Annotated in this window: 28 protein-coding genes; 7 read left to right on the forward strand and 21 right to left on the reverse strand. The window is 58.4% G+C overall.

The window, feature by feature from the left end; translation table 11 throughout:
• Window positions 1-49: 49 nt before the first annotated feature.
• The 7 genes from purB to RBB81_RS11540 all read right to left on the reverse strand — a co-directional run bounded on the left by purB (window position 50) and on the right by RBB81_RS11540 (window position 6,162).
• Window positions 50-1,351 (reverse strand): adenylosuccinate lyase, encoded by a 1,302-nt coding sequence (purB, locus tag RBB81_RS11510; RefSeq protein ID WP_353073792.1) that lies wholly within the window; start codon window positions 1,349-1,351, stop codon window positions 50-52.
• Between the two features lie 451 nt (window positions 1,352-1,802).
• Entirely contained in the window at window positions 1,803-2,057 is a 255-nt protein-coding gene (locus RBB81_RS11515) for a glutaredoxin family protein (protein ID WP_179582048.1), read from the reverse strand.
• Window positions 2,058-2,066: 9 nt separating this feature from the next.
• Complete coding sequence (locus RBB81_RS11520) at window positions 2,067-2,735, reverse strand: cysteine hydrolase family protein (RefSeq protein ID WP_183789097.1); 669 nt, start codon at window positions 2,733-2,735, stop codon at window positions 2,067-2,069.
• A gap of 27 nt (window positions 2,736-2,762) precedes the next feature.
• Complete coding sequence (locus RBB81_RS11525; protein ID WP_353073794.1) at window positions 2,763-3,536, reverse strand: SDR family NAD(P)-dependent oxidoreductase; 774 nt, start codon at window positions 3,534-3,536, stop codon at window positions 2,763-2,765.
• Window positions 3,509-4,462: a tRNA adenosine(34) deaminase TadA gene (tadA, locus tag RBB81_RS11530; protein WP_353073795.1), complete on the reverse strand. Its 954-nt coding sequence runs from the start codon at window positions 4,460-4,462 to the stop codon at window positions 3,509-3,511. Before tadA ends, RBB81_RS11525 begins: the two co-directional genes overlap by 28 nt.
• 37 nt (window positions 4,463-4,499) lie before the next feature.
• Window positions 4,500-5,108 carry an HD domain-containing protein gene (locus RBB81_RS11535; RefSeq protein WP_353073796.1) on the reverse strand — a complete coding sequence of 203 codons (609 nt, stop codon included), beginning with the start codon at window positions 5,106-5,108 and terminating at the stop codon, window positions 4,500-4,502.
• A 4-nt stretch (window positions 5,109-5,112) separates the two neighbouring features.
• Window positions 5,113-6,162 (reverse strand): agmatine deiminase family protein, encoded by a 1,050-nt coding sequence (locus tag RBB81_RS11540; RefSeq protein ID WP_353073920.1) that lies wholly within the window; start codon window positions 6,160-6,162, stop codon window positions 5,113-5,115.
• Between the two features lie 796 nt (window positions 6,163-6,958).
• Here RBB81_RS11540 and RBB81_RS11545 point away from each other — a divergent pair.
• Entirely contained in the window at window positions 6,959-8,446 is a 1,488-nt protein-coding gene (locus tag RBB81_RS11545) for a cytochrome-c peroxidase (RefSeq protein WP_353073798.1), read from the forward strand.
• An 85-nt stretch (window positions 8,447-8,531) separates the two neighbouring features.
• Here the strand turns inward: RBB81_RS11545 and RBB81_RS11550 are convergent, their stop codons facing one another.
• Both RBB81_RS11550 and RBB81_RS11555 read right to left on the reverse strand, forming a co-directional pair.
• The gene (locus tag RBB81_RS11550; RefSeq protein ID WP_353073800.1) at window positions 8,532-9,479 is read right to left on the reverse strand and encodes a carbon-nitrogen hydrolase; all 948 of its coding nucleotides are present in this window, start codon (window positions 9,477-9,479) and stop codon (window positions 8,532-8,534) included.
• A gap of 288 nt (window positions 9,480-9,767) precedes the next feature.
• Window positions 9,768-10,826, reverse strand: a complete 1,059-nt coding sequence (locus tag RBB81_RS11555; protein ID WP_353073801.1) for an aldo/keto reductase — start codon at window positions 10,824-10,826, stop codon at window positions 9,768-9,770.
• 263 nt (window positions 10,827-11,089) lie between these two features.
• Between RBB81_RS11555 and RBB81_RS11560 the strand changes: the two genes are divergently transcribed.
• From RBB81_RS11560 to mdh, 4 genes are all read left to right on the forward strand, one after another.
• The gene (locus RBB81_RS11560; RefSeq protein WP_353073921.1) at window positions 11,090-12,520 is read left to right on the forward strand and encodes a glutamine synthetase family protein; all 1,431 of its coding nucleotides are present in this window, start codon (window positions 11,090-11,092) and stop codon (window positions 12,518-12,520) included.
• A gap of 80 nt (window positions 12,521-12,600) precedes the next feature.
• Complete coding sequence (locus RBB81_RS11565; protein ID WP_353073802.1) at window positions 12,601-13,434, forward strand: SIMPL domain-containing protein; 834 nt, start codon at window positions 12,601-12,603, stop codon at window positions 13,432-13,434.
• 87 nt (window positions 13,435-13,521) lie between these two features.
• On the forward strand, window positions 13,522-14,922 hold the full coding sequence (locus RBB81_RS11570) for an NADP-dependent isocitrate dehydrogenase (RefSeq protein WP_179583534.1): 1,401 nt from the start codon (window positions 13,522-13,524) through the stop codon (window positions 14,920-14,922).
• A 160-nt stretch (window positions 14,923-15,082) separates the two neighbouring features.
• Window positions 15,083-16,012, forward strand: a complete 930-nt coding sequence (gene mdh, locus RBB81_RS11575) for a malate dehydrogenase (protein ID WP_179583536.1) — start codon at window positions 15,083-15,085, stop codon at window positions 16,010-16,012.
• A 90-nt stretch (window positions 16,013-16,102) separates the two neighbouring features.
• Here the strand turns inward: mdh and RBB81_RS11580 are convergent, their stop codons facing one another.
• The 4 genes from RBB81_RS11580 to RBB81_RS11595 form a co-directional block, all read right to left on the reverse strand.
• Window positions 16,103-16,864, reverse strand: a complete 762-nt coding sequence (locus tag RBB81_RS11580; RefSeq protein ID WP_353073803.1) for a class I SAM-dependent methyltransferase — start codon at window positions 16,862-16,864, stop codon at window positions 16,103-16,105.
• Window positions 16,865-16,967: 103 nt separating this feature from the next.
• On the reverse strand, window positions 16,968-17,489 hold the full coding sequence (locus RBB81_RS11585) for a peptidylprolyl isomerase (RefSeq protein ID WP_353073804.1): 522 nt from the start codon (window positions 17,487-17,489) through the stop codon (window positions 16,968-16,970).
• 80 nt (window positions 17,490-17,569) lie between these two features.
• A complete protein-coding gene (locus RBB81_RS11590) occupies window positions 17,570-18,325 on the reverse strand; it encodes a peptidylprolyl isomerase (protein WP_353073805.1) in 756 nt (251 codons plus the stop codon).
• Window positions 18,326-18,387: 62 nt separating this feature from the next.
• A complete protein-coding gene (locus RBB81_RS11595; RefSeq protein WP_179582060.1) occupies window positions 18,388-18,945 on the reverse strand; it encodes a DUF1440 domain-containing protein in 558 nt (185 codons plus the stop codon).
• Window positions 18,946-19,025: 80 nt separating this feature from the next.
• On the opposite strand from RBB81_RS11595, the gene RBB81_RS11600 reads away from it, so the two are divergent.
• Window positions 19,026-19,325, forward strand: a complete 300-nt coding sequence (locus tag RBB81_RS11600) for a putative quinol monooxygenase (RefSeq protein ID WP_353073806.1) — start codon at window positions 19,026-19,028, stop codon at window positions 19,323-19,325.
• Between the two features lie 20 nt (window positions 19,326-19,345).
• On the opposite strand, the gene RBB81_RS11605 is transcribed toward RBB81_RS11600, so the two are convergent.
• Window positions 19,346-20,578, reverse strand: coding sequence for a dipeptidase (locus RBB81_RS11605; protein WP_353073807.1), 1,233 nt, complete (start codon window positions 20,576-20,578; stop codon window positions 19,346-19,348).
• Window positions 20,579-20,918: 340 nt separating this feature from the next.
• On the opposite strand from RBB81_RS11605, the gene RBB81_RS11610 reads away from it, so the two are divergent.
• Complete coding sequence (locus RBB81_RS11610; protein ID WP_353073808.1) at window positions 20,919-21,119, forward strand: hypothetical protein; 201 nt, start codon at window positions 20,919-20,921, stop codon at window positions 21,117-21,119.
• 77 nt (window positions 21,120-21,196) lie between these two features.
• On the opposite strand, the gene RBB81_RS11615 is transcribed toward RBB81_RS11610, so the two are convergent.
• The 7 genes from RBB81_RS11615 to RBB81_RS11645 form a co-directional block, all read right to left on the reverse strand.
• A complete protein-coding gene (locus tag RBB81_RS11615) occupies window positions 21,197-21,592 on the reverse strand; it encodes a GlcG/HbpS family heme-binding protein (RefSeq protein WP_353073809.1) in 396 nt (131 codons plus the stop codon).
• Window positions 21,593-21,724: 132 nt separating this feature from the next.
• A complete protein-coding gene (locus tag RBB81_RS11620; RefSeq protein ID WP_179582064.1) occupies window positions 21,725-21,937 on the reverse strand; it encodes a hypothetical protein in 213 nt (70 codons plus the stop codon).
• 28 nt (window positions 21,938-21,965) lie between these two features.
• A complete protein-coding gene (locus RBB81_RS11625; protein ID WP_353073810.1) occupies window positions 21,966-22,343 on the reverse strand; it encodes an energy transducer TonB in 378 nt (125 codons plus the stop codon).
• Window positions 22,344-22,441: 98 nt separating this feature from the next.
• Window positions 22,442-23,203: a succinate dehydrogenase iron-sulfur subunit gene (sdhB, locus tag RBB81_RS11630; RefSeq protein ID WP_353073811.1), complete on the reverse strand. Its 762-nt coding sequence runs from the start codon at window positions 23,201-23,203 to the stop codon at window positions 22,442-22,444.
• 97 nt (window positions 23,204-23,300) lie between these two features.
• Entirely contained in the window at window positions 23,301-23,501 is a 201-nt protein-coding gene (locus RBB81_RS11635) for a hypothetical protein (protein WP_179582068.1), read from the reverse strand.
• 346 nt (window positions 23,502-23,847) lie between these two features.
• Window positions 23,848-25,620 carry a succinate dehydrogenase flavoprotein subunit gene (gene sdhA / locus RBB81_RS11640; RefSeq protein WP_353073812.1) on the reverse strand — a complete coding sequence of 591 codons (1,773 nt, stop codon included), beginning with the start codon at window positions 25,618-25,620 and terminating at the stop codon, window positions 23,848-23,850.
• 348 nt (window positions 25,621-25,968) lie between these two features.
• The gene (locus tag RBB81_RS11645) at window positions 25,969-26,784 is read right to left on the reverse strand and encodes a succinate dehydrogenase (protein ID WP_353073813.1); all 816 of its coding nucleotides are present in this window, start codon (window positions 26,782-26,784) and stop codon (window positions 25,969-25,971) included.
• Window positions 26,785-26,945 lie beyond the last annotated feature (161 nt).

Consider the following 26,945-nt stretch of genomic DNA (forward strand, 5'->3'; position numbering starts at 1 on the left):
GGGATGCGGGAATGGGATGAGGAAGAATGTTCGTTCAGGTGGAAAAAGTCTATTGATTGAGGACGCGGGCGAAGATGGCGTCTACGTTGGCCAGCTGGCGGTTGTAGTCGAAGGCGCGGGCCAGTTTTTCAGGGGAGAGGCGGGCGGTGATCTCGGGGACTTTGGCGATCTCGTCGCGGAAGATGAGGTCGTTCTTCCAAGAGTTCATGGCGTGGCCCTGGACGAGGCGGTAGGCGTCTTCGCGGGACATGCCGGATTCGGCGAGGTCGAGCAGGAGTTGGCCTGAGAAGATGAGGCCGCCGGTGGACTCGAGGTTCTTGAGCATTCGCGCTGGGTAGACGAGGAGCTTGGCGATGAGGTTCTGGGTTTTGGCGAGGAGGTAGTCAGCGAGGATGGTGGAGTCAGGGAGGATGACGCGCTCGGCGGAGGAGTGGGAGATGTCGCGTTCGTGCCAGAGGGCTACGTTTTCGAAGGCGGTCTGCGCGTTGGCGCGGATGACTCGAGCTAGGCCACTGATTTGTTCGCTGGTGATGGGGTTGCGCTTGTGCGGCATCGCGCTCGAGCCTTTTTGTTTTTCGCTGAAGAACTCTTCGGCTTCGCGGACTTCGGTGCGCTGGAGGTGGCGGATCTCGGTGGCTATTTTGTCTAACGTGCTTGCCAGAACGGCTAGCGTGGAGATGTAGGCGGCGTGGCGGTCACGCTGGACGACCTGGGTTGCTATCGCAACCGGTTTGAGACCGAGTTGGTTACAAATGGCTTCTTCGTGCTCGGGCTTGAGGTGGCCGAAGGTGCCGACGGCTCCGGAGAGCTTGCCTACGCGGAGGTCTTCGGCGGCGGCGTCGAAACGGGTGAGGTTGCGCTGCATCTCGGAGTACCAGAGGAGGAGCTTGAGGCCGAAGGTGGAGGGTTCGGCGTGGATGCCGTGGGTGCGGCCGATGATGGGGGTGTGCTTGAACTCTATCGCGCGCTTCTTCAGGGTTTCGGAGAGGGCTACGATGCCGGCGCGGATGATCGCTGAGGCTTCTTTGAGTTGGAGGGATTGGGCGGTGTCGACTACGTCGGTGCTGGTGAGGCCGTAGTGGAGCCAGCGGGAGGCTTCGGGGTCGGCGATGTGCTCGGCGACGGTGGTGGTGAAGGCGATGACGTCGTGACGGACTTCGGCTTCGATTTCGTTGATGCGGTCTACAGTGAAGGCGCCCTTGTCGCGGATGGTGTCGGCGGCGGACTGGGGGACGAGGCCGAACTTGGCGAGGGCTTGCGAGGCGGCGACTTCTACGGTGAGCCAGCACTGGTACTTGTTGGCGTCGGACCAGATGCAGCCTAGCTCGGGACGTGTGTAGCGGGCGATCATGATGTTTCCTTCTATTGGTAAAGTCTGCGGCTGCGCATTCGAATGTGTCGATCTTGGTGGTAGTGTTGACCGCCGGCGGAGGGTATATCTCAAGGGCTAAAGCCCGGCCTATCAAAAAAACAACAGTGAACGGCAAGAGAAACGGCAACTGCAGCGGCAAAGCAACGGCAAACGCAACGGCAACAGCAAAGGCAACAGCAAAGGCAACAGCAACGGCAACAGCAAAGGAACGGCAACAGCAAAGGAACGGCAACAGCAGATCCCTACGGGATGACAAGCAAAAAAACTAGCAACAGCAACGGCAAACGCAACAACAAAGGCAACAGCAGATCCCTACGGGATGACAAAAGAACTGGCAACCGCAACAACACAGGCAACGTTATTAAGGGTCTTAGAGCAGAGCTTGTGGCTTGTGCTTCGTCAGTGACTGCTGCGGGTGCGAGGAGTTTAGTTATTGAGAGACGCCGAGGAGTTCGGCCATCTCGTCGTGGAGGAAGCCTTCGCCGGGGCGGTAGGGCTGGACCCATTTGCCGTCGATGACGAACTGGGGGATGGCGCGCTTGCCTACGTTGGCGATGACGAGGTCGGCGGCACCGGGGGTGTTCTCGATGTCGATCTCTTTGTAGGGGATATTGTGAGTGGTGAGGAAGCGCTTGGCTTCGCGGCAGTCGCGGCACCAAGAGGCGGAGTAGACGGTGAGATCCATGTTTCTATTTTACCGGGAGTCGCTGGTTCCCGGAACAGGGATGGCGCTAACAAGGGCAGAAATAGTCGCGAGGTCTGTGACGATGGTGTCTCCCATGTGCTGAAGGGAAGCGACACAGTGGTTGGCGGCTTCAGCATTCCCTGCACCGCATGCATCGCGGATGAGGATGGGGATGATACCGAGGTCTGCGGCTTGACGGCAGGTCGGTTCGATGCCGATTTCGAGGGCTATGCCGACCAGGAGAAGGCTGCGGATGCCACAGTCGCGAAGAGTGAACTGCAAAGGAGTGCCTTCAAAGGCGGACATGGACAGCTTGTCGAAGATTGCTTCGCTTGGGAGTGGTTGGAGTTCGGGAGCTAATTGGAAGGCCTGGGAATCGCGAAGAAAAGGAGAGGAGATTTCAGCGGGGTTCTGTTTGCCTTGCCAAGCCATGGCCATTCGGTATTGGAACGACCCCATCAGTTCGGGAGGCAGCGACATGTGGCGGGTAAAGATGGTTCGTATGCCCGCGCGGCGAGTGGCTTGGAGGAGACTGCTTACCTTTGAAAGAATCTCGGCTCCCTCTTTGATCTGCGGGATGATGCCGACTTGCATGTCATAGACCAGCAGAGCGGTACGCTGCGGATGAACCAGGTCTTGAAGAGCCGTGAAGATTTCTATTCCGTTGTCTGTAATCATCGTCAATCCTCGTTTGAGGCGTTGCAATTATTGCTCGTGGTAGTTGCGGATCAGGCCGCCGTCGACGAAGTAGGTCGAGCCGGTGACGTAGGCGGCGTCGTCGGAGGCGAGGAAGAGAGCTACGCCAGAGACATCGTCGGGGGTGCCCATGCGGCCCAGGGGAATATTGGCGAGGAGGGCGTCGAGCTTGGGTTTGTCTTCCATCAGTTTGGTGTTGATGGGGGTGGCGATGGCGCCGGGGGCGATGTTGTTGACGGTGATGTTGAGGGGGCCGAGCTCGACGGAGAGGTCGCGCATGAGCGTGCGGATGCCGCCCTTGGAGGCGCAGTAGGTGGCGAAGTTGGGAAAGACCATGTCCTCGTGGACCGAGGAGATGTTGATGATGCGGCCGGGGAGTTTGGCGTCGCGGAGGCGACGGACGAAGGCCTGGGCGAGGAAGAAGGCGCCTTTTAGGTTGATGTTGAGGACGGCGTCGTAGTCGGCTTCGGTGACGTCCCAGAAGGCGGCTTCCTTCTCGATGCCGGCGTTGTTGACGAGGATGTCGCAGCGGCCTAGCTGGGTGTAGGCCTGGTCGACCAGGTTTTGCGTGTCGGCGAGGATGGAGACATCAGCTTTGACGAGGATGGCTTTGCCGCCGGCGGCTTCGGCTTTGGAGATGGTCTCCTGGGCCTGGTCGATGTTTTTGCGATAGTCGACGACGATGGATGCGCCTTCGCTGGCGAAGCGAATGGCGATGGCCTGGCCGATGCCGGAGCCGGAGCCGGTGACGATTGCTACTTTGCCTGCGAGACGACCTGACATGGGAGGCTCCTATTTCCTAGTGGTTTTTTTGCGGACGACTTTGCAGGAGATTTCTTTGCGGGAGCTTTCTTCGTTGCCTTCTTTGCGGGTTTCTTCGGAGCTTTCTTTGCAGCGGATTTTGCGGCTGGCTTTTCGGACTCTGGTTTTGTTTTCGCGATGATTTCGGAGAGGAGAGTTTTGGCTTTTTCCAGTTCTGCGTGACGTTCCTGCGACAGGTTTTTGCCGGCGCGGTTGATGTAGAAGTTCAACATCTGCATGCCGGAGGCTGGACCTTTTGGCGAGACTTTTTTCGTGGCGAGGGCTTTGGCTATAGCCGACGCGCTCTTTTTGAAGAGACCTTCGTCGGGATGAGTCGAGTCGGTGTCCACCTCTGCGGACCATTTTTTCTTTGTCGCCATGAGCATCTCCTTGACTGTGTCTCTGTTCGCTGCTTCGTTTTGTAGGATGCGAGCTTGTGAGTTTTCCTGGCGGCGCTTGCGGAAAAAAGTTGTGAGGAGGGTGCTGCACTCTTCGGCGAGGAGGTTGGGGGTGACTTCGACTGTGTGGTTGAGCTGGGGGTGGTTCATGACGGAGAGGACGCTGCCGCAGGCTCCGGCTTTGGGGTCGGGCGCGGCGTAGACGAGGCGGCTGAGGCGCGCGTGGAGGATGGCTCCGGCGCACATGGCGCAGGGTTCGAGGGTGACGTAGAGGGTGCAGTCTGCGAGGCGGTAGTTGCGTAGGTGAAGGCCGGCTTGGCGGAGGGCGACGATCTCGGCGTGGGCGGTGGGATCGCTGTCGCGGAGGACACGGTTCTGGCCTCGGCCGATGATCTTGTCTCCATGAACGACGATGGCGCCGACGGGGACTTCGCCGTTGGCTTCGGCGTCGTTGGCTTCAGCGATAGCTTCGCGGAGGTGAGCTTCGTCGGTTTCGTTGGAGGACAGCATCGAAGGCTAGTTTAGCTGTGGTTTGCGTTCCGCGGGGTTAGTAGAGATTGGTCCCGGCTTCGGATTCGAGGGCATCGAGGAAGGATTGCATGATGTGAAAGCGGGGTATGGCGAGGGCTCTGGAGGTGTCGAGTTTGAGCTGATCGGGGAGGGTGGCGAGTTGTTTTTTGAGGGCGTGGAGGGCTTCGGTGAAGGTGCAGAAGCGTGTGTCGCTGCCGAGTTTGGCGAGGGTGCGGGTGATGCCGATGGCTCCGAGTTGCTCGAGGATGTCGGCGTCGCGGGCGATGGTGGCTTCGAGGGTTAGGGGAGCGTCTTGCGGCTGGTGGGTGCGGATGACTTCGAGGACGGCGGAGATTTTTTCTGAGGGGAAGCCGGCTTCGGTGAGGATGGCGGGGGCTTTCTCGATGATGTAGGTTACGTGGTTCCAGGTCTTGAGGGCGGCTTCGTCTTCGGGGCGGTGGCCGATGAAGACGCCGAGATCGTGGAGCCAGACGGCGGCGAAGACTACGTCGTCGTCGTAGGTGCGGCCGCGGCCGATCTGTTGCGTGAGGGCGTAGAGGCGAGGCTGATGGCCGAACTTGTGGGTCGGGTTCGCGTGGGTGGCGATGTAGGTTTCGAGTGCGGCGCGATAGGGTTGAATGGTCACCGTGTTATGCGGGCTCCTGTTGGCTGAGGCAGTGGAGGGTGCCGAGGCCCCAGACGAGGTCGACGGCGTGGATGCCGATGATCTCGCGGTCGGGGAAGCAGGCGGCGAGGATGTTGAGGGCGTAGCGGTCGTTGGGATCGTTGAAGGTGGGGACGAGGACGAGCGAGTTGGCGATGTAGAAGTTGGCGTAGCTGGCGGGGAGTCGCTGATTGTCGAAGATGACGGGGGCGGGCATGGGGAGCTCGACGATTTCAAAGGGCTGGTTTTCGAGATTGCGGAAGCTGCGGAGGCGGTCGAGATTTTCGGCCAGGGGTAGGTGGTTTTCGTCGTGGGTGTTGGGCTCGACGGCGGTGAGGATCTTGTTTTCGCCTACGAAGCGGGTGATGTCGTCGATGTGGCCGTGGGTGTCGTCGCCGGCGCAGCCTTTGTGGAGCCAGAGGACCTTTTCGATGCCGAGGTATTCGTGGAAGGCGTGCTCGAGGCGCTGGCGGGTTTCGGATTCGTTGCCGAGGCCGGGGTTGCGCTCCTGGATCTTGGATAGGAGGCACTCTTCGGTGGTGAGGAGGAGGCCGGCGCCGTTGGTGTCGATGCTGCCACCTTCGAGGACGAGGCGATGTGCGCTGCCGTCGGGAAGCTGGACCTCGGGGCGGATCTGCGGGATGTCGTAGTGATGGGCAACGTGCACAGGGATCTGGTCGTCGCGTTGCCAGTTGTCATACTTGGCCCAGGCGTTGAACTTCCAGTTGGTGGCGGCGAGGTCGCCGTGGGGATTCTTGACGAAGATGGGACCTGAGTCGCGGAGCCAGACGCGGTCGGTGGGCCATTGGTGGAAGTGGAGGCGGGCGAGGTTGGCTCCGGTGCGGCGGAGAAGGTTGGTGACGCGGCGCTCGGCGGCGAGATCGTTGACGAGGATGTGTACGTCTTCGACGCGGGAGAGATGGCGGACGATTTCGCTGTAGACCCAGGGGATGGGTTGGAATTTGCTGGGCCAGTCCTCGGCGTTGTGGGGCCAGGCGATCCAGGTGGCGGCGTGAGGGGACCACTCGGCGGGCATGCGGTAGGTCGTCAGTTTGTGGTTGGTGCTGGTCACTCGAGTGCCGTTCCTTTCGGGAAGGTACCCCCCTCCCTCCCGTCTTAGTTGCGTAAAGTCTTCCATCCAAAAGATTTCACGTCGTACTTTGGGTACACGATTGAGGCAAGGTACCAGATTTGAGTCACACTCTGGTGAACCGGGGCCGTGCTTTGCACCTGTCGGTACTCTGTTTTTAAGTATAGCTGGCGGGGGGTAACTAATATGCCATGTGGATGCCGTTGATGGATGGGGGTTTGGGTGAGTTTAGGGGTTGACAGAGAAGCTTAAGAAAAACAACAGGAGAGGTGGGGGGCTCTCTCTTTGAGCGTCCCCGCCGCACTGCGTCTACCTTGGCATTCCTTCTTGACATTCCTTCTCCATGGACTCATGATCTTTCGGCACGTCAGATAGGCCTAATTGTTTCCGGGTGATTTCCAGGTCAGTCTTTCTCAGTGCGATTGAGTGTTTCATTGGCTCCCTTTGTTTGAGGAGCAGCTCCCAAGGTCCAAGAGTTACCTCCCTGTTCGGGTAAATATCAGAAGTATCCGCGAAAGCGTCGCTGCGATCGCCTAGCTTGGGCGAGCCATTCGTCCTATCCGAACCCTAACGACCTAAATAGGGGTTCCCCATGAACCAGACTAGATTGCTAGCACTAGCCGCGGGCTGTGCGACGGTCGCGGCTGTCATGTCCTTTTCCCATCACATCGTGCACGGACAAAGTCAAGCATCGCCATCCGCCGCAACGGTCATACCGCCATTCTCCGTGTGCAGCAGGAATGTGAACATTGCTTCGTTGCTCCCTGGCGGAGCCCACGAAGACCCGGATGTCGTGATTGCGAACGCGTTTATCACCCTCACTGAATCAAGCCTGCTCCAGCAGGTCGAACAGGCGCCTTCGCTGGACCTGTATCACCAGCTCACCTTGCTCGGTAAAACCGAGATTTACGATGTGAACCTGTCCCCCGCCAAGAACATAGCCTGCGCGACCTGCCATGTCCCGTACACAGGATTCAGAGGCGCTTCGAGTGTCTTCAATGCAACCACCGCTGCTCAGCCTGGAGGGACTGCAATCACCAATGCAACTCCGCCAGAGCCGAACTACCGTATCGGTCCAAGAAATCCCCAAAGTTATGCGTACGCCGCCTTCGCGCCAATCCTGCACTACAACGCAACGCAGAATAGTTTCTATGGCGGCAATTTCTGGGATATGCGCGCCACTGGAATCCGCCTCGGCAATCCAGCGGCAGAACAGGCAGAAGGACCGCCGGTGAATCCTGTGGAGATGGGAAATATCGACACGGCATGCGTGGTTTGGAAGGCGTCAGAGAGCCAATATGCTTCGCTGATCACACTGATATGGGGCGCTCAATCGTTCGCGATCCGTTGGCCTTCGAATGTGGCCGCTGTATGCGCCAAGCCAGGTCCACCTCCAACGAACGATCCACTCCCGGTACATCTCAGTACTGTTGATCGGGGAACATCAGACACCACGTATGACCATATAGCGATGTCAATGGCATCGTATGAATCTTCCCCCGATGTCAGTGGTTTCTCCTCGAAGTTCGACGCCTATCTCGCCGGCAATGCGACCTTGACTCCCGCAGAACTGAACGGCTACACGTTGTTCAATGGCAAAGCGCGTTGCAATCAATGCCATCTGAGCGGCACCGCGGTAGGTTCGACCAATAGCCAGGCGCCGGCCGATGTGGGACCGCTCTTCACCGATTTCACGGCAAACAATATTGGGCTCCCCAAGAATTTGGCTCTTCCGTACTATTGCGAGAACAAGCCTGACCAGTTTGGATACACCGCGAATCCCCTGGGCTTCGCCTTCGTCGATTTGGGAGTAGGAGGGTTTCTGAACGGCACGGGCGCTGCGCCCAATCCGAATACGCTGCAGTGGAAACAGCTTGCGCCACTGTTTAACGGTATGTTCCAAACGCCCACCGCGCGCAACGTCGACAAGAGGCCGAGCCCCACCTTCGTGAAGGAGTATATGCACAACGGGTATCTAAAGAGCCTGAAAGAAGTCGTTCACTTCTATAACACCTCACAGGCACTGCCGCGTTGCGCGCAGGGTTCACCCGGCGAGAAGGTGACCTGCTGGCCAGCGCCTGAGTACCCGGCCACCCTGAACACGACGCAGTTGGGCAATCTGGGCTTAACCAGCGCTGAGGAAGACGATGTTGTTGCCTTCCTTCAAACGCTAACGGATGGCTTTGTCACCTCGCCAGCTACGTTTGCCCGTCCGGCGAAAAAGGAATAGCGATCAAGAGTCAGACCTACGCCAAGCAGATCCTTCACTTCGTGCAGAATGACGCCGCAGTGAAGGATCTGTGAAGTCGTGAGTTCTAGTCGATGAAGCGGCTGGTGATGCCGTTGTAGGCGTCGATGCGGCGGTCGCGGAGGAAGGGCCAGTTGCGGCGAGTGTCTTCCTGGAGCTTGAGGTCGATCTCTGCGATGAGGATCTCCTCTTTGTCGTGGGAGGCTTGCGCGATGACACGGCCGAAGGGGTCGGCGATGAAGCTGCCGCCCCAGAACTCTAGGCCTGAGCTTGGGGTGTGGTCGCCAGGGCCGCGCATCTCGACGCCGTTGTGGATGACGTCGCCGTGCTCGTGGCCTACGCGGTTGACGGCGCCGACGAAGACGCCGTTGGAGATAGCGTGGGCGCGCTGGGTGATCTGCCAGGCGGAGTACTGGGCTTCGCCGTACTCGGCTTTCTCGGAGGGGTGCCAGCCGATGGCGGTGGGGTAGAAGAGGGTGTTGGCGCCGCGGAGGGCGGTCTCGCGGGCGGCTTCTGGGTACCACTGGTCCCAGCAGACGAGCGTGCCGATGTCGCCCTGCGTGGTCTTCATGGCTTTGAAGCCGAGGTCGCCGGGGGTGAAGTAGAACTTCTCGTAGTAGAGCGGGTCGTCGGGGATGTGCATCTTGCGGTAGATGCCCTTGATGCTGCCGTCGGTTTCGAGGATAGCGGCGGTGTTGTGGTAGAGGCCGGGGGCGCGTCGCTCGAAGAGGCTGGCGATGACGACTACTTTTTCTTCCTTGGCGACGGAGCTGAGGCGCTCGGTGGAGGGCCCGGGGATGGACTCGGCGGTGTCGAAGAGGGCGTGCTCTTCGCGCTGACAGAAGTACTGGGCGCGGAAGAGCTCGGGGAGGCAGATGACGTTGGCTCCGGCGCGGGCGGCTTCGCGGACACGGTCGGCGGCTTTGTCGAGGTTGGCTGCGGTGTCGGGGACGCAGGACATCTGGATGAGGCCGATGCGTTTGTTGGGGGTGGTCTTGCTGCTGGTTGTCGTCATGATGATCCTGATTCAAGTTTATAGGCGTTTGTTGCGCGAGATGAGGCTGTTGGCGGCCAGGAAACGGGTTATTTGCAAGAGGTTAATCTTTGGGTGATTGGCGGCTCGATGGAAAGCGGTTCGCGCGGGGCGCGAATGCCCACTCATGCGATGAGACTGCATGAATGGGGCACCCCGGGGTCGAAAGGCTTTGATGGTATGGGGGATGTGAAGCTTATCGGGATCCTTCGCTCCCGCTCAGGATGACAGCAAAACTCGGGAGCGGCGCTTAATCAGAGTTTCATAAGGCTAGCTCTTCGGCGTGACTGGCACGGTGCGGGCGATGGGCTCGATGCGGTTGACGCTTTGGAAGGGGAGCATCCAGCCGGGGTACTCGGGTGGCAAGGCGCTGACCTCGTCGAGCTGCTTGAGTTCTTCGGGTGTGAGTTTGAGATCGACGGCGGCGAGATTGTCGTTGAGCTGGTCGAGGCGTTTGGCTCCGATGATGATGGAGGTGACGACGGGCTTTTCTAACAGCCAGGCTAGGGAGATGCGGGCGGGGCTGCAGTTGTGGGCCTTGGCGATGGGGGCCATGACGTCGAGGATGCGCCAGGTGCGCTCTTTGTCGACGATGGGGAAGTCGAACTCGGAGCGGCGGGAGCCTTCGGGACGCTGATTTTCGCGGGAGAACTTGCCGGAGAGCAGGCCGCCGGCGAGTGGGCTCCAGACGAGGAGGCCGGTCTTTTCGGCTTCGAGGAGAGGAACGAGATCGCGCTCGAGGTCGCGGCCGGCGATGGAGTAATAGGCCTGGAGGGTGTCGAAGCGGGCGAGGTTTTTGAACTGGGAGATGCCGAGGGCTTTGGTGATCTTCCAGGCCTGCCAGTTGGAGACGCCGATGTAGCGAACCTTTCCTTGCTGGACGAGGGTGTCGAGGGCGCGGAGGGTCTCTTCGATTGGGGTGACGGTGTCGTTGCCGTGAATCTGGTAGAGGTCGATGTGGTCGGTCTGGAGGCGGCGGAGGCTGGCATCGACGGCGTCCATGATGTGGCCGCGGGAGGCGCCGACGTCGTTGCGGCCTTGGCCGGTGCGTCCGAAGACTTTGGTGGCGATGACGACGCTGTTGCGGGCGATGTTGAGATTTTTGAGGGACTGGCCGAGGGCTTTTTCGCTCTCGCCTTCGGAGTAGACGTCAGCGGTGTCGAAGAAGTTGATGCCGGCGTCGATGGAGGACTTGATGAGTTCATCGGCTCCGGATTGGTCGACGGTGCCGATGGCGCGGAAGAGGCCGGCGCCGCCGTGGAAGGTCATGGTGCCGAAGCAGAGGGTGGAGACGAGGAGGCCGGTGTCGCCGAGAGTTTTGTATTGCATGGGTATCCTTTTCGCCGAGGGTTCGGACGGACAAGTGATTAGACGTTGTGACGGGGCGCCGCGATTCAGACGTGGGGAAGAGCGATTGTCGCGCGGCGTCTTTGCGCTGACTGGCGAAGTTTGCTTTATTGCCGGTGAATTTTCTGTTACTTTTGATTGATAGAGCGGTCAGATCACGGTCGGGCACGCCCTCTTCCAATCACCTAAAAACATCTTTCCCAGCGGTTGCAGCAGGACGTGTATCTCATTGCAGAAGGAGTGTTATTTTGAGCGAATTTCGTGATTTTCTGGAGCTTTCGTATGGCGAACTCGAGGACCTGAACCTTGCGGCGAAGGAGCAGCGCAGGAACCGGGTTGCGGCCGATGTGATTCGTGAAGAGCGGTTGAAGTACCTGACCGATGAGAGGCGGATCAAGGCCGTGACGGTGTTGTTCAGCGATCTCGAAGGCCGTCTGCACATGCTGGACTACGACAAGAAGTTCCTGGTGAAGAGCTATGACAACCTGACGTTTGACGGCTCGTCGATTCGCGGATTTACGGCGCAGCGGGAGAGCGATCTGCGGCTGGGGATCGATTGGAGCGCGTTTTACTGGGTGCCGGCGGATGTGTTTGGCGCGGGCAAGGTGATGGTGTTCGGCGAGGTGATCGATAAGAACGGCGCGACGTACAGCGCTGATATTCGCGGGGTGCTGAAGCAGTTTTCGCAGGAGCTGTTCGATAAGAACGGCTACACGTTGAATGCGGCGAATGAGATTGAAGGGTTTCTGTTTGAAGGCATCGACGCTGAGCGGAGCTATCACGATACGGGGAGCTTCGAGTATGTGAACAAGGGCGGGTACTATCACTCGCTCCCCGGGGATCCGCTACGGGAGTTCATCGACACGACGGCTGAAGTTCAGCGCGCGATGGGCTTCGAGAATGAGAAGGACCATCCTGAGGTTGCGCCTTCGCAGTTTGAGATTAACTATAGCTATGGTGAGGTGGTTGCAGCTGCGGACCAGATTCAGCTCTACAAGCTGATCTGCCGGCAGGTTGCGACACAGATGGGAATGACCGCGAGCTTTCTGCCGAAGCCGGTTGTCGGCGTGAACGGCAGCGGCATGCATACGAATATTTCGATCACCAAGGGCGGGAAGAATCTTTTCTGGGATCCGAAGGGTGAGGAGAAGATCTCGAAGATGGCGTGGCAGTTTACGGATCGCATTTTGACGCATGGCAATGATATTTGCCTGCTGCTGAATGCGAGTGTGAACGCATATCGCCGGCTCGATCCTCACTTTGAGGCGCCGAACCAGATCAAGGCTTCGGCTACCGATCGCGGGTCGATGGTTCGGATTCCGATTGGGAATGAGAAGTCGGCGCGTGTGGAGGTTCGTTCGGTTGGGCCAGATGCGAATCCTTACCTGGTGCTGTACTCGATCTTCAAGAGCGGTTTACATGGGGAGACTTCGAAGATCAAGAACCTGCGTCAGGCGGAGAGGTATCTGCCGGACAATGTCTACACGGCGCTGGAGAACTTCCGTGCGGCGGAGTGGACGACGACGTTGCTGGGCGAGGATGTGAAGGCTCGGTACGCGGATCTGAAGCAGGCCTCGGCGGATCGCTGTGCGCGGCTGCTGGGGACGATCGTGAAGGCGCCCGAGGTGCAGTTTCATCACGATGTTTATAATCAGCTGCTCTGGAATATCTTCTAGGTCGGCAGAATTCCTAAAGACAGAAGGCCCTCGCAATACTGCGGGGGCTTTTCTTTTGCGTTGCTGTGTTTTGCGTTGACATGAGAGGTGGGCTGCTGCATTCTGCTGCTGTTGTGCGGATGGAGGGTTTCTCTCTGGATACGGAACGGTCTTCGTTGTTTGCTCCTGCGGCGGTGGTTGGAGTTTGTTTGCTGCTGGGGCTGGTGGTGGGTGGGTGGGTGCTCGGGTCGCAGATCAAAGACCTGAAGCTGGGGGATCGGTATGTGACGGTGAAGGGGCTCGTGGAGCGGACGGTGAAGTCGGATACTGCGATCTGGCCGGTGAGCTTCAAGGAGGCGGGGAACGATCTGCCGCAGGTATTTGCGAAGAGTGAGACAGATAAGAATTCGGTGTTGAAGTTCTTTGCGACGCAGGGAGTGCAACCGAACGAGATTTCGGTGGGGCAGATTAAGGTAACGGACAAGCTGGCGAATGAATACGGCGGGACTAATACCGGGCCGCGATACATTGTGGAGCAGACGGTGACGGTGCAGTCGAAGGACGTGGACAGGATTGCGAAGGCGGGGCAGAAGACGGCGGAGCTGGTGCAGGCGGGGATCGTAGTTGGTGGAGGGAACGGGCAGGGTGGGATTCGGTATGAATTTACGGGGCTGAATGCGTTGAAGCCGGACATGATTACAGAGGCGACGAGGAATGCGCGGGCTTCAGCGGATCGGTTTGCGGCGGATTCGGGAAGTCAGGTGGGGTCGATTCGTTCGGCGAATCAGGGAGTGTTCTCAATCTCGCCTGCGGGTGGAATTGAGGAAGGGGTCGTCGCACAGGATGAAGGCGGCTCAGGCATGCCAAGCTCGGACGCGAGCATCATGAAGAAGGTGCGCGTGGTGTCGACGGTGGATTATTATCTTGTTCGATAAACGCACGCGTGTGCCGCATACCGGTTGCCACTCGTCTTGCGTGGATGGTAGCCTCGGTCTTCGATTTCTTCTGCGGAGACGATGACGATGCAAACGAGCTACAACGGGATTCCAGTGCCGGCGAATGGGCAGGCGATCGAGTACAGCAACGGGAAGTTTACGATTCCCGACCATCCGATTATTCCGTTTATCGAGGGAGATGGGACGGGGCGAGATATCTGGAAGGCTTCGCAGCGAGTGTTCGATGCGGCCGTGGCGAAGGCTTATGGCGGGAAGCGGTCAGTGGCGTGGTATGAGGTGCTGGCAGGGGAGAAGGCTTATCGCCAGACGAAGAACTGGTTGCCTGATGACACGGTGAAAGCTACAGTGGATTTTCGCGTGTCGATCAAAGGGCCACTGACGACGCCGGTGGGTGGTGGGATTCGCAGCTTGAATGTGGCGCTGCGGCAGTTGATGGATCTTTACCAGTGTGTGCGGCCGGTGAAGTACTACGCGGGTGTGCCGAGCCCGGTGAAACATCCGGAGAAGTTGAATGTGGTGATCTTCCGGGAGAATACGGAGGACATTTATGCGGGGATCGAGTTTCGGCAGGGTACGCCTGAGGCTGACAAGTTCATCGCGTTTGTGAACGACGACATGCTGAAGGGGACCAAGAAGAAGATTCGGCTGGACTCGGGTGTGGGGGTGAAGCCGATCTCGATTACGGGGTCGAAACGACTGGTGCGAGCGGCGATTCAGTATGCGCTCGATAACAAACGCAAGACCGTGACGCTGGTGCATAAAGGAAATATTCAGAAGTTCACCGAAGGGGCCTTCCGCGAGTGGGGGTATGAGGTTGCTTCGCAGGAGTTTCGTGAGCAGACGGTGACAGAGCGCGAGAGTTGGATTCTGGGTAACGTCGAGGCGAATCCTAAGCTGACGCCGGAGGAGAACGCTGCACTGATTGAGCCGGGCATTGAGTTTGCGGCCAAGGAGTTTGGTGAAGAGGTGATCGCTGAGGTGAAGTCGGTTCTGGCTTCGATTGGTGAGTCGCACGGCGGCGGCAAGTGGAAGACGAAGATACTGATCAACGATCGGATTGCGGACTCGATCTTTCAGCAGATTATTTTGCGGCCTGAGGACTACAGCGTGCTGGCGACGACAAATCTGAATGGAGATTATATTTCGGATGCTGCTGCGGCCCAGGTCGGCGGGTTGGGAATTGCGCCGGGTGGGAATATCGGCGATGGATACGCAGTGTTCGAAGCGACACACGGCACGGCTCCGAAGTATGCGGACAAAGATGTGATCAATCCTGGGTCGGTGATTCTTTCGGGCGTGATGCTGTTTGATTTTCTGGGATGGACCGAGGCGGCGAGGCTGATCGAAAGCTCGATGGAGAAGACGATTGGGCAGAAGTTCGTGACGTACGACTTCGAGCGCGGGATGCAGGGTGCGACGAAGGCGAAGACGAGCGAGTTTGCGACGCGCATGATCGAGAACATGTAGTAAAGGGTGGGGATGGCTTGCAGTTTCTAAGCTGTCCCCATTTTGTTTGTCTTGGGGAGTGTGCGGTATTCGTTCGGCGTGGGCGATATTGAACGCGAAGCCCGCGGGTCGACTCTAGAATAGAGAGTGATAGCGGTACGCGACGCGATAAGGAGAGATGATGCGGAAGAAGGTAACTATTGTTGGTTCAGGTAACGTGGGAGCGACTGCTGCGCACTGGATTGCGGCGAAGGAGCTTGCGGATGTGGTGTTGCTGGATGTTGTCGAGGGGGTGCCGCAGGGGAAGGCGCTCGACCTGCTGCAGGCGATGCCGATTGAGAAGCGAGACTGCAGCATTATCGGGACCAACGATTATGCGGATACGGCGAACTCCGATGTGGTGGTGATTACGGCGGGGATTGCGCGCAAGCCGGGGATGAGTCGCGACGATCTGCTGACGACGAATCATGGGATTATGTCGAAGGTGGTGGGCGAGGTGGTGAAGGCGTCGCCGAATACGATCATCATTGTGGTGTCGAATCCGCTGGATGCAATGGCGCAGACCGCGTTCAAGCAGGCTGGGTTTCCGCGTGAGCGCGTGATTGGGATGGCTGGTGTTTTGGATTCGGCTCGGTTCCGGACGTTTATCGCGGAGGAGTTGAAGGTTTCGGTGGAGAATGTGACGGCGTTTGTGCTGGGGGGCCATGGCGATACGATGGTGCCGCTGTCGCGGTACTCGACGATGGCGGGAATTCCGATTACGGAGTTGATTGCGCCGGATCGGTTGAAGGAGTTGGAGACGCGTACGGCCAATGGCGGCGCGGAGATTGTGAAACACCTAAAGACAGGTTCGGCTTACTACGCCCCGAGCGCTGCGGCGGTGGAGATGGTTGAGGCGATCCTGAAGGATAAGAAGAAGATTTTGCCTTGTGCGGCTTATCTGCAGGGAGAGTACGGGATCACGGGCTTATATGTTGGCGTGCCTTGCAAGCTTGGGGCGAAGGGACTCGAGCAGATTATTGAGATCAAGCTGACGCCGGAGGAGCAGGCGGCGCTGCAGAAGAGTGCTGATTCGGTGAAGGAGCTTTGCACTGTGATTGGGGTGGCGTAAGAGCGCTGCTGCGAAGTCAGAACGTTTAGAGCGGCCCGCTAAAACGGACCGCTCTTTTTTGAATCATGCCCAGGATGAGGTGAGCACTCTTTACTTTCTTGCGATGAGGACAGGCTGATAGAACTTTGTCTCTGCGGGTTCAAGCCACTGAATCGTGGTGAAGCCGGCATCGTGAAGAGAGGTGGAGAGATCGTTTCGGAGTAAGGCGCGATAACGGGAGACGTAATGCTTTACCGTCCATTGTGCTGATCTTTCGAAGGAGAGATAGAGATGGACGTCGTATTCCTCGCCGTCCCAATCCCAGACCTGATGAACGATGCGGCGCTGGCCTCTTGGTCCGTACATTGAGGGGGCTTGTATGGACGGACGTGTTTGAATCAGGTGATCGTAGTCTCGAATCGTCGCTACCACTATGCCGTCGGGTCTCAGTTTGCCAGCTATCTCGCGTAATGCCTGATCGCGATCTTCTCTGAGGAGCAGGTGGGGTAGCGCATTGTCTGCGGCTAGAACGACATCAAAGTTTTCTTCAGGGATGGGACTGAGATCACGCATGTCCGCTACGTGAAACTGAATCTTCAGTCCTCGAAGGCTGGCTTCTCTTGCTGCGCGTGCGACGGAGGCTCGACTTTGATCAGAGGCAACGAGGCTATGGCCTCGCATGGATAAGCCGAGGGTTTGAGTTCCTATTCCACAGGCACAGTCCAGAACTCGAGGCGCGACTTGAGTTGTATATCGCTCCAACAACGGGCCGAGAGTTGCTGCCTGTCTCTCGATGCTTTGGCTCCAATCCTTGAAGATGAGATGGTAGTGGTCGGCCAAATCGTCATAGAAGGTGTCCGTCGATGTGTCCATAGGCTTCTTGGTAAGTGAAGATATCATGCGTTGCCGATGGTGTTGCTTCATGAGAAAAGCCCGCTCTTGTGAGCGGGCCTTTTGTTGGATTGCGAGCTGTTGGTTAGGCGATACGTTCGATGGTGACGGACTCGAGGACGACTGGGGTTTTGGGGCGGTCCATGCCGTCTTTACTGACCTTGGAGATTTTTTCGACGATGTCGTAGCCTTCGACTACTTCGCCAAAGATCGTGTGCTTGCCGGTGAGCCAGCTGGTGTCGGCGACGGTGATGAAGAACTGGCTGCCGTTGGTGTTGGGGCCGGCGTTCGCCATGGCTAGCTTTCCTTTTTCCTGGAAGCCGTGCCTGGAGCCCTTGGTCTCGTCGGCGAACTTGTAGCCGGGGCCGCCCATGCCGGTGCCTTCGGGGTCGCCGCCCTGGATCATGAACTGGGGGATGACGCGGTGGAAGATGGTTCCGTCGTAGAGCTTTGCGCCCTTCTTGCTGCGACTGTTCCACTCCTTGGTGCCTTCGGCGAGGCCGATGAAGTTGGCGACGGTGTCGGGCGCGTCCTTCTCGAAGAGCTCGCAGACGACGGTTCCTTCGGTGGTCTTGAATGTGGCGTAGGTGCCAGGTTTGGTGGGCATTTCGAAATCTCCTTGCGGTGACAGGTTGATTGCTTTGTTAGCAGAGAGGCGTTTCCGTTTAGATCGCGGAGGCCGGAAGGTTATTTGGGCGGGGCGGCAGCGGTAGCTGGTGTCGCAGGTGCTGCAGGCGCCGCTGTGGATGCCACCGGGAGCGGAGGCATGGGCTGGCCGTCGCGCACGATGGTGACGCGATTGATAACGACCGGGGTGAGTGGCTTGTCGCTCGAGTTGCGATCGACGCGCGCGATGGAGGCTACGAGCAGAGCGGTGTGGGCGTCGCACTGGCCGAAGATGGTGTGTTTGCCGTTGAGTTGCGGGACTTCGGTTTCCGTGATGAAGAACTGCGAGCCGTTGGTGCCACCGCCTGAGGGGCCGGGGCCGGCGTTGGCCATGGCGAGGAGACCGGCCTGGTCGAAGGTGAGGTCGGGGTCGATCTCGTCCTGAAAGAAGTAGCCGGGATCGCCGGTGCCGTCGCCGACGCGGTCGCCGCCCTGGATCATGAAGTTGGGAATGACTCGGTGGAAGGTGGTGCCGTTGTAGAAGGGCTGATGGTGCATCTTCTGGAGGGTCTTGGGATCGGTCCAGTCTTTGCTGCCCTCGGCCAGGCCTATAAAATTGGCGACGGTGACGGGGGCTTGCTTGTCGTAGAGTTTGCAGGTGAGGCGGCCCATGGTGGTGTCGATGACGGCGGTGGGGCCGGTGGGGACGACGGGGGCCTTGATGTTGTTGGTGGTGCTGGGGGCGTCGGGTAGAGCGTCGGCGGGGGGCGGTGGGGTCGACTGCGCCTGGGCGGATGCGGCGAGGGCCAGGGAGAGTGCGAGAGTACGAAGCATCATGCGGTTTGTAGCTCCAATAAACAGGCTAACGCAGACGGGCGGTGGGGGCAATGTGGGTGTGATCACAGAATGCGTCGAATGAGGCTGCGCATGAGTTCCAGACAGCCCCCGTAGACGACGTGCGCGGCCCAGTGTTGGAGATGGTCGGTGGCTGGAGTGTCTGTCTGAGACGGCGAGAGTTGGAGGGCGGGCACGGCGACTTCGTCTGCGGCGAGGAAGAGAAGAGTGCCGAAGGCGGTTCCGGCGCCGGTGGTGACTTCGGGAAGGAGTTCCGCCGAGACGCTATAAACGACTCCCATCAGCGTGCCAAAGGTGTAGTGAACGGCCTGGCCGGCGGCTTTCTTTTTTTCGTCGTCGAGTTGGGTTCCCGAAACTTCCGCGATCTTACGAGCAACGATTTCAGTTGAGCCCTCTTGTTGAGCGGCCTGGCGTTCCTGTTGCTGTTGATCATGGACGATCTTGTCTTCCGGCTCTCCCTGGGTCAGTTTAATCTGCTTCTCAGCAACTTTTTGGCCTGCTGCAACGAGCTTTTGAAACTGATCCATGATGAGGGTCGCGGTGATACCCGCAGCGATTCCTGTGACGATTCCTCTTAGGACAGATGGTTTGTCTCGACGCATGTGGTACCTCTTGCGACTCAGATGCATAAGCTTGTAACGGAGTTTGAATTTCGGCATCTCACTGGCAGGAGGATTTTGAGATGGCGAAGTTTGCGTTGTATGCGGAGTTGAAGGCGAAACCGGGGAAAGAAGCGGATGTCGAGGCTTTCCTGAAGAAAGGTGCGGAGATGGCAAAGGAAGAGGCCGGGACCGTGCACTGGTATGGGTTCCAGGAAGATAAAGGTGGGTTTTTTGGCGTGTTCGACACCTTCAACGATGAAGCAGGGCGCGATGCTCATCTGAATGGGGAGATTGCGAAGGCGTTGATGGCGAATGCGGAGACGCTGTTTTCGGAGGCTCCGAAGATTCACAAGATTAGTTTGATCGCTGAGAAAATCTAGCTTCTGACTGCTCGAATTGACTATGGGTTGTGATCGGAGGCGGCTTGCACCTCGCGGAAGACGCGGAGCATGTTGCCTCCGAGTAGTTTGTGCATGTCGTCGGCAGTGTAGCCGCGAGCCATGAGGGCTGCGGTAATTTTGGGCAGATCGGCAGCGGAGTCGATCCCGGCGGGTGGGACTGGGATGCCGTCGAAGTCGGTGCCGATGCCAACGTGGTCGATGCCGGCGATCTTGATGACGTGATCAAAGTGATCGATGAGTGAGTTGAAAGGCGCGCGGCCGATCTTTGCGGCGAACTCGCGGTCGACCTTGTCGGAGGCGGTGTAGGGGACGGGGAGGCCCTTGGCTTTATATTGGACGGCGAGGGCTTCCTGGGCTTTCTTGCGCTCGGGCTCCTGCGCGGCCCAGGCTTTGCGCCAGTCTTCGTCGATGAAGGCGGGGAAGAAGTTGACCATGACTACACCGTTGTTCTTCTTCATGGCGAGGAGCATCTCGTCGGTCATGTTGCGGGCGGCGTGTGTGAGAGCGCGGGCGGAGGAGTGCGATGCGATGACTGGAGTGTGCGTGGTGGCGATGACGTCCCAGAAGGTTTTGTCGGAGACGTGGGAGATGTCGACCATCATGCCGAGGCGGTTCATCTCGGCGACGACCTGTTTACCGAAAGGAGTGAGGCCGTTGTGGTGGTGGACTTTTTCGTCCTCGATGTCGCCTGAGGAGTCAGCCCAGTTGTTGGTGTTGGACCAGGTGAGGGTCATGTAGCGGACGCCGAGGCGATAGTAGTCGCGGAGAAGGCCGAGATCGTTTTCGATGGAGTGGCCGCCCTCGATGCCCATGAGGACGGCGAATTTTCCTTGTGCGTGTGTGGCGATGATGTCGTCGGCGGAGACGCAGAGGGCTAGTTTGTCGGGGTGTTTGCGGACCTGCTCGAGGGTGCCGTCGATGAGGGAGAGAGTGCGGTGGGCGCTGGCATTGGCGGGGTATTGGCCGGGGTCGACCCAGATGGAGAAGAACTGCGCGTCGAGGTTGCCTTGTTTCGCGCTTTCGTAGTTCAGCATGCCGCCGTTGAGGGGATCGGTGAAGTCCCAGTGTTCGTCGACGAATCGTTGAGGGGTGTCGGCGTGAGTGTCTATGACGATGGAGGATTGATGGACGGCGGCGGGATCAGTCATTGAATTTGTTTGGGATTTTGTTTGGGTGTGGGCTTGCAGGGTGAGGAGGAGCAGGGCAGAGACGAAGATGCCGCGTTTGTGCATGTTGGGTCGCCACTCTTTCAGTCATGGGATAGCCGATTGTAGCAAGGGGATGGTTTTGGTCTGCTTAGGATTTTGCGGTGCGGTTTTTGTTATTTTTTTGCGCGTGGCAAAATGCGTTTTTTGCGGGGGATTTTGAAAAAAGTGACTGATTGGTGTGGTGTTTTTGTGGTGTGGTTGTGGTGAATTGTGTGGCTAACGTAGTGTTGTTGCACCACATTTTTGAGGGACGAAAAATGCGCCAAGGTTTTCGAAGTTTTTTATTTTTTTGACGTCCGTAAGGCTTGGGCGTCGGAGCAACCTAGAGGCAGTGCGATGCCATCTGTCTATGGAGAGGTGATGTATGGCACAGGGTATGAATTCTTCGAAGACCGGAGCACGTCCTTCCCACGAAGCGATTGAAGATGAGAGCACCGCGACAGAGGTCGGCAAGACCGATCAGCAGAAGATGGATCATGCTGCGATGGAAAGCGCCAAACGCGCTCAGAACCGGATTCACTCGAACGAAGAGACGACTCCGGCGAACTCGATCTTTTCGAAGTAGTTTCTTGGCTGAGCAGTAACGAGACGGAGATGCCCCGCGGGCCGGCGGGGCGTCTCCGTCTTTATTTGGACGCTTGTTTAGAGAGCCACTGCGCCGGCTTCGGCTACGGCGTGGTCCTGGACTCCTGAGCCTCCGCTTACTCCGATGGCTCCAACTACCTTTCCTTCTTGCTTGAGGGGGATGCCGCCGGCGAAGATCATGACTTTGCCGTCGTTTGAGGCGTGGATACCGAAGAACTGGTTTCCGGATTGGGAGTTGTCGCCGAGGTCTTTGGTGGTGATGTCGAAGGCGCGGGAGGTCCAGGCTTTTTTCTGCGCGATGTCGATGGAGCCGAGCCAGGCGTTGGCCATGCGCTCGAAGGCGATGAGGTTTCCGCCTTCATCGACTACGGCTACGTTCATGGGCTGGCCTAGTTCTTCGGCCTTCTTTTCGGCGGCGGCGATGATGCGGCGGGCGTCTGCTAGTTGGATCATTTTTTCTCCTGATACGAGCTTATCGGTTTGACGCTTATGGTGCGGTTGAGTGGCTTGTATTTTGACGCGAGCGAGGTGGGATTTTACCTTTCCATCCCATCACGAAGAGACTGCGATGGATGGAGCACCCGGCTATTTGTTGGAGCGAGAGAAGCTGATTAGTCTTGCTAGGCATACTGCGATCAGGAGGGCGACGCCGAGTGCGGTAAAGCCGTACATGCCCAGGACGACCAGGTACTTTGGTGTGCTGGGCCATGAGCCTCTGCCGTCGGTCATGACGAAGGCTGTGTAGGAGAGTGCGCCGAAGAGGAGTGAGAGACAACCAAGTCGAAAAAGAGTGCGCATGTGTGAGATGGCGATCTAGAACATCCGGCTAGCTTTCGAAGTGGATCTGAACGTTGAGTTCGACGCGAACCGGCTGCCCGTTTTTTCTGGAAGGTTTGAACTTGTAGCTTTGAACAGCACCGATAGCTGACTGTTCGAGTTCTTTCACAGCACTTTGATCAGGGCTATTAGCTCCTTTGATGATGGTGCGGTAAATGTGAACGTTGCTCGTTGTTCCGTCAGGTTCCACATAGAAGTTCACAATCACAAAACCATTAAGCTTCGCTTTGTGAACAGATTTTGGGATGTTTGGATTGGTTGAATGAATCAAAACAGGTGCTGAAACGTCTTTTCCAATTTTAGCGATTTCCAGCGGTTGTGATTGAGAAGCCGTTGGTGGCGCCGCAGCTGCGGGATTATCTTGCAATGACTCTGGTCGTGCCAGAGACGGAAGAAGCAGGAAAACGACTAGAGAACCTATACTCCTAAGCGATCGCGGCATCAGAGGGTGATTCAATCTACATCCTATCTTGCGAAGAGGTCTTTGACTTGCTGGATGAAGACGTCGCGGCCCATGTCGGAGATGGCTTCGGTGAGGGGGAGCTGTTTGGGGCAGGCCTGAACGCAGTTTTGCGCGAAGCCGCACTCCTGGATGCCGCCGTCTCCGGCTAGGGCGCGGAGGCGTTCTTCTTTGAGGACGGCGCCGGAGGGGTCCATGTTGAAGAGCTTGGCCTGGGCGATGGTGGCGGCGCCGACGAAGTTGGTGACGTCGTTGAACTGGGGGCAGACCTCCATGCAGATGGTGCAGGAGATGCAGTTCGAGAGGGGGTAGCGCTGCTCCTGGATTTGAGGAGCTTGGCGTGGCCCAGCTCCTAGATCGTACGAACCGTCGATGGGAACCCAGGCCTGGACCTTCTTGAGATTTTCGAAGAGGACGGAGCGGTCTACGGCGAGGTCGCGGACTACGGGGAACTTCGAGAGCGGGGCGAGGGTGATGGGCTGATCCCGATTTGGTCCGGTGAGCTTGTCGACCAAGGCGGAGCAGGCCATGCGGGCTTTGCCGTTGATGAGCATGGCGCAGGAGCCGCAGATCTCCTCGAGGCAGTTGGCATCGTAGGTGATAGGCGTGGTGGCGCGGCCGGAGACGTCGACGGGGTTGAGCGCGATCTCGCCGAGGAGCGAGGTGATGTTCATGCCCGGGCGATAGGGAATCTCGAATTTTTCGGTGGTGGAGGGGGCGTCCGGGGTGGACTGGCGCTTGATCTCGACTTTGATGGTGCTGGGCATGCGACTGCTCCTTAGGGCCTGCACATATCCTGTGCCTTCGGCGTGGGGGTTAGCTGGAGGCGTTTGGTGATGCGGGCTGCAGTCGGCGAGGCGTGGATTAGAAGCTGCCGGTTTTGTGCAGGCGTTCTTTCTCCAGAGTGGCGACCGCTATGCCCTCTTCTTTGCTGATCGGAAGACGGCCTTTGAGGGCCATGGTCCGCTCGTTGGGGTGAAGGTGCGTGGTGTAGAGATACATATACGTCATGACCGCTGCGTATACGAGGGCAAGGCCTATGTAGACGAAAGTGATGTTTTCCATGCCCGGTTAGACGGTGTTGGCGGGTTTTAGGGAGATCCGTCGTGTTGGGTCTTTTTGTTGCTGGCTGCCACTGTGGTGCAGCGACGAGGCGAAAAGCAGATTCCTCCGCTGCGCTGCGGAATGACAACAAAAGAACAGGCAACGGCAAGGACAACAAAAGAACAGGCAACGGCAAGGACAACAAAAGAACAGGCAACGGCAAGGACAAATACGGGGGTCTCTCCGCTTCGGCGGCAAAGTGCGCCACCTTCGGTCGAGATGACGATTTTTGTGGGTAGGCTGGCATCTGTTTAGGACGGTGTTTGTCAGGCTATGAGCGGGGTTGATCAGGATCTTAGGGCGTTTGTCAGGCGGTGGCGTCGTAGCGGCGGGGGCGTGGGGTGATGTGGCTGATGTCTACTTCTTCGAACTCGAAGGCGGGGGCGTTGTCTTTGAAGCTGGCTTTGGTGGTCTTGAGGAACTTTTCGTCGTTGCGGTCGGGGAAGTCGGGTTTGTAGTGGGCTCCGCGGGACTCGTCGCGGAGGCGTGCGCCCTGGACAATGACGCGGCCCAGCTGGAGCATGTTCCAGAGCTGGCGGGTGAAGGCGAAGCTGGTGTTGGCCCACTGGCTCTTGTCGGAGAGGTTGACGTTCTCGTAGCGCTCGAGGAGTTCGACGATCTTGGCGTCGGCTTCGTCGAGGCCGGCGTTGTAGCGGATGATGGTGGCGTGCTTGGTCATAGTTTCGCCGAGTTCGCGCCAGAGCTTGAAGGGGTTTTCGGTGCCCTTGTTGTTGAGCAGGGCGTTGTTGAACTCCTTCTGGCGGGCGAGTTCGGCGGCGTGGCCACCGTCACCCTCTTGTGCGGGAAGGGCTTTGGCGTAGGCGAGGGCGTGGGGGCCGGCGACGAAGCCTCCGTAGATGCAGGAGAGGAGGCTGTTGGCGCCGAGTCGATTGGCGCCATGAATCGAATAATCTGCTTCTCCGGCTGCATAAACGCCGGGGATGTTGGTGCGCTGGTCGAAGTCGACCCAGAGGCCGCCCATGGTGTAGTGCATGCCGGGGAAGATCTTCATGGGGACTTCGCGGGGGTCGTCGCCAACGAACTTCTCGTAGATCTCGAGGATGCCTTCCAGTTTGTTGAGGCGTTCCTTGGGGAGGTGGGTGAGGTCGAGGTAGACCATGGGCTGGCCATCGATGCCCATGCCGTGCTCGTAGACGACTTTGAAGATGGCGCGGGTGGCGACGTCGCGGGGGACGAGGTTGCCGTACTTGGGGTACCAATCTTCGAGGAAGTACCAGCGATCGGACTCGGGGATGGAGCGGGCTACGCGCTTGTCGTTCTTGTCTTTGGGGACCCACACGCGACCGCCTTCGCCTCGGGCGGACTCGGACATGAGGCGGAGCTTGTCTTCGCCGGGGATGGCGGTGGGGTGGACCTGGATGAATTCGCCGTTGGCGTAGAAGGCTCCCTGTTGGTAAAGTGCTGATTGAGCTGATCCGGTGCAAACTACTGAATTGGTGGACTTTCCGAAGATGGCTCCGTTGCCTCCGGTGCAGATGATAATTGCATCCGCCGGAAATGTTCTCGTTTCCATCGACCGGAGGTCCATGGCGCAGATGCCTCGGGCTTCGCCCTTGGAGCCGAGGACGGCGGAGAGGAACTCCCAGCCTTCGTACTTGGTGACTTTGCCTTCAGCTTCGTATCTTCTTACTTGCTCATCCAGTGCGTAAAGCAACTGCTGGCCGGTGGTGGCTCCGGCGAAGGCTGTGCGCTGGTAGAGGGTGCCTCCGAAGCGGCGGAAGTCCAAGAGGCCTTCGGGGGTGCGGTTGAAGGGGACGCCCATGCGGTCGAGGAGGTCGATGATGGCGGGGCCCTGGGCGGTCATGTTTTTGACGGGGGTCTGGTTGGCGAGGAAGTCGCCGCCGTAGATGGTGTCGTCGAAGTGCTTGAGGACGGAGTCGCCCTCGCCTTTGAGGTCCTTGGCGGCGTTGATGCCTCCCTGGGCGCAGACGGAGTGGGAGCGCTTGACGGGGACGATGGAGAAGAGGTCGACCTTGCCGCCCGCTTCGGCGATCTTAATGACGGCGGCTAGTCCGGCTAGTCCGCCGCCTACTACGATGATTCTGGGTGTTGCTGCCATGAGCTTCTTCCTAGTGAAATCTGATTATCTATGTCTTTGTCGAAACAACCACAGAGCAACGAAGCTCCATAAGAATCCGATCACGATGGTCGTCGTCAGCCGGATATAAAATCGCGCTCGCCATTCGGTTGGATTTGCATACGGGTACGCTGTCATCCATACGTCGAACATCACCTGATAGAGACTGCACAGGCCGGCGAGTGACAGGGCGACCAACGAAAGACTGGCCCATTTGACCTTAGAACGAAACATCCCTTGAAACATCATGATTGCCTTCAGCTTTACGAACGATCTGAAAATTCAAACAGGAACGAAGAATTGATCAATCAATCCAATAGCCAAGCAGCTTTACCGAACCTCGCCCGGTTGGTCTGGGTTTGTTGAATTTGGTGGTGGGACTGTTGGGGCGGGTAGGGCTATGCCGGCCGGTTGGGCGGGCATTACGTCGACGGGAGCGTTCGGGTACATGTAGACGACGGCGTAGATGCTGGCGAGGCCCATGATGCAGAGAGCAAGGCCGAAGGCGGTGCAGACGTAGCCGAATTTCTTGCGAGCCTTTTCGCCGGGGGTGATGCCCCACTTGGCGGCGAAGAGCCAGATGCCGTAGGCGAAGTGCCACGTGGTGGCGATCATCGCGATGACGTAGATGGCGAGCATCCAGGGGTTCGAAAGTTCAACCTGTACTTTATGGAAGGCTGCGCCGGGGTTATCGGGGAGGGAGATGCCGCTGAAGCGCTGTCGCCAGACGTGCTGGACGATATAGAAGAAGGCGATGATGCCGGTGATGCGCTGGGAGAGGTACATCCAGTTGGAGGCCCAAGGGTAGACGTTGACGCTGACGCGGCCGCGGAAGGCGATGAAGAGTCCGTAGAGGGCGTGGAAGGCGAGGGGGATGAAGATGAAGGCCCACTCGAGAACGCGTACCAGCGGGAGGGAGTTGAGGAACTTGACCTGCTGGGCGTAGGCGAGGGGGCCGTTGAGGGTCTCGAAGTTGGAGATGATGTGCTCGACGAGGAAGGCGCCGATGGGGACGATGCCGGAGAGGGAGTGGAGCTTGTGCCAGAGGAAGGAGTGGCCCTGGCCGGCGCGGAGGGGCTGCACGCCTTTGAGCTTGGACGCGCTGGGGGGCGCGGCAGGAGGTGCTGGCGGGGCGGCGGTGGCCATGAGGGCTCCTTGAATTCGTGGATTCGTGACGAATGCACTCTGGAGAGATGGAAAAGTGCAGCTGGGCGATTATTCCGCCCGGGGATTATCAGCGTCAAGGAAAGTGCTTGAATTTGTGCGGTTATCGTTATGTTTGTGCGATTAAGTCGCATCGCGTCGAT

Origin of the sequence: Tunturibacter gelidoferens, from assembly GCF_040358255.1 — a bacterium.
Classification (GTDB): Bacteria; Acidobacteriota; Terriglobia; order Terriglobales; family Acidobacteriaceae; genus Edaphobacter; species Edaphobacter gelidiferens.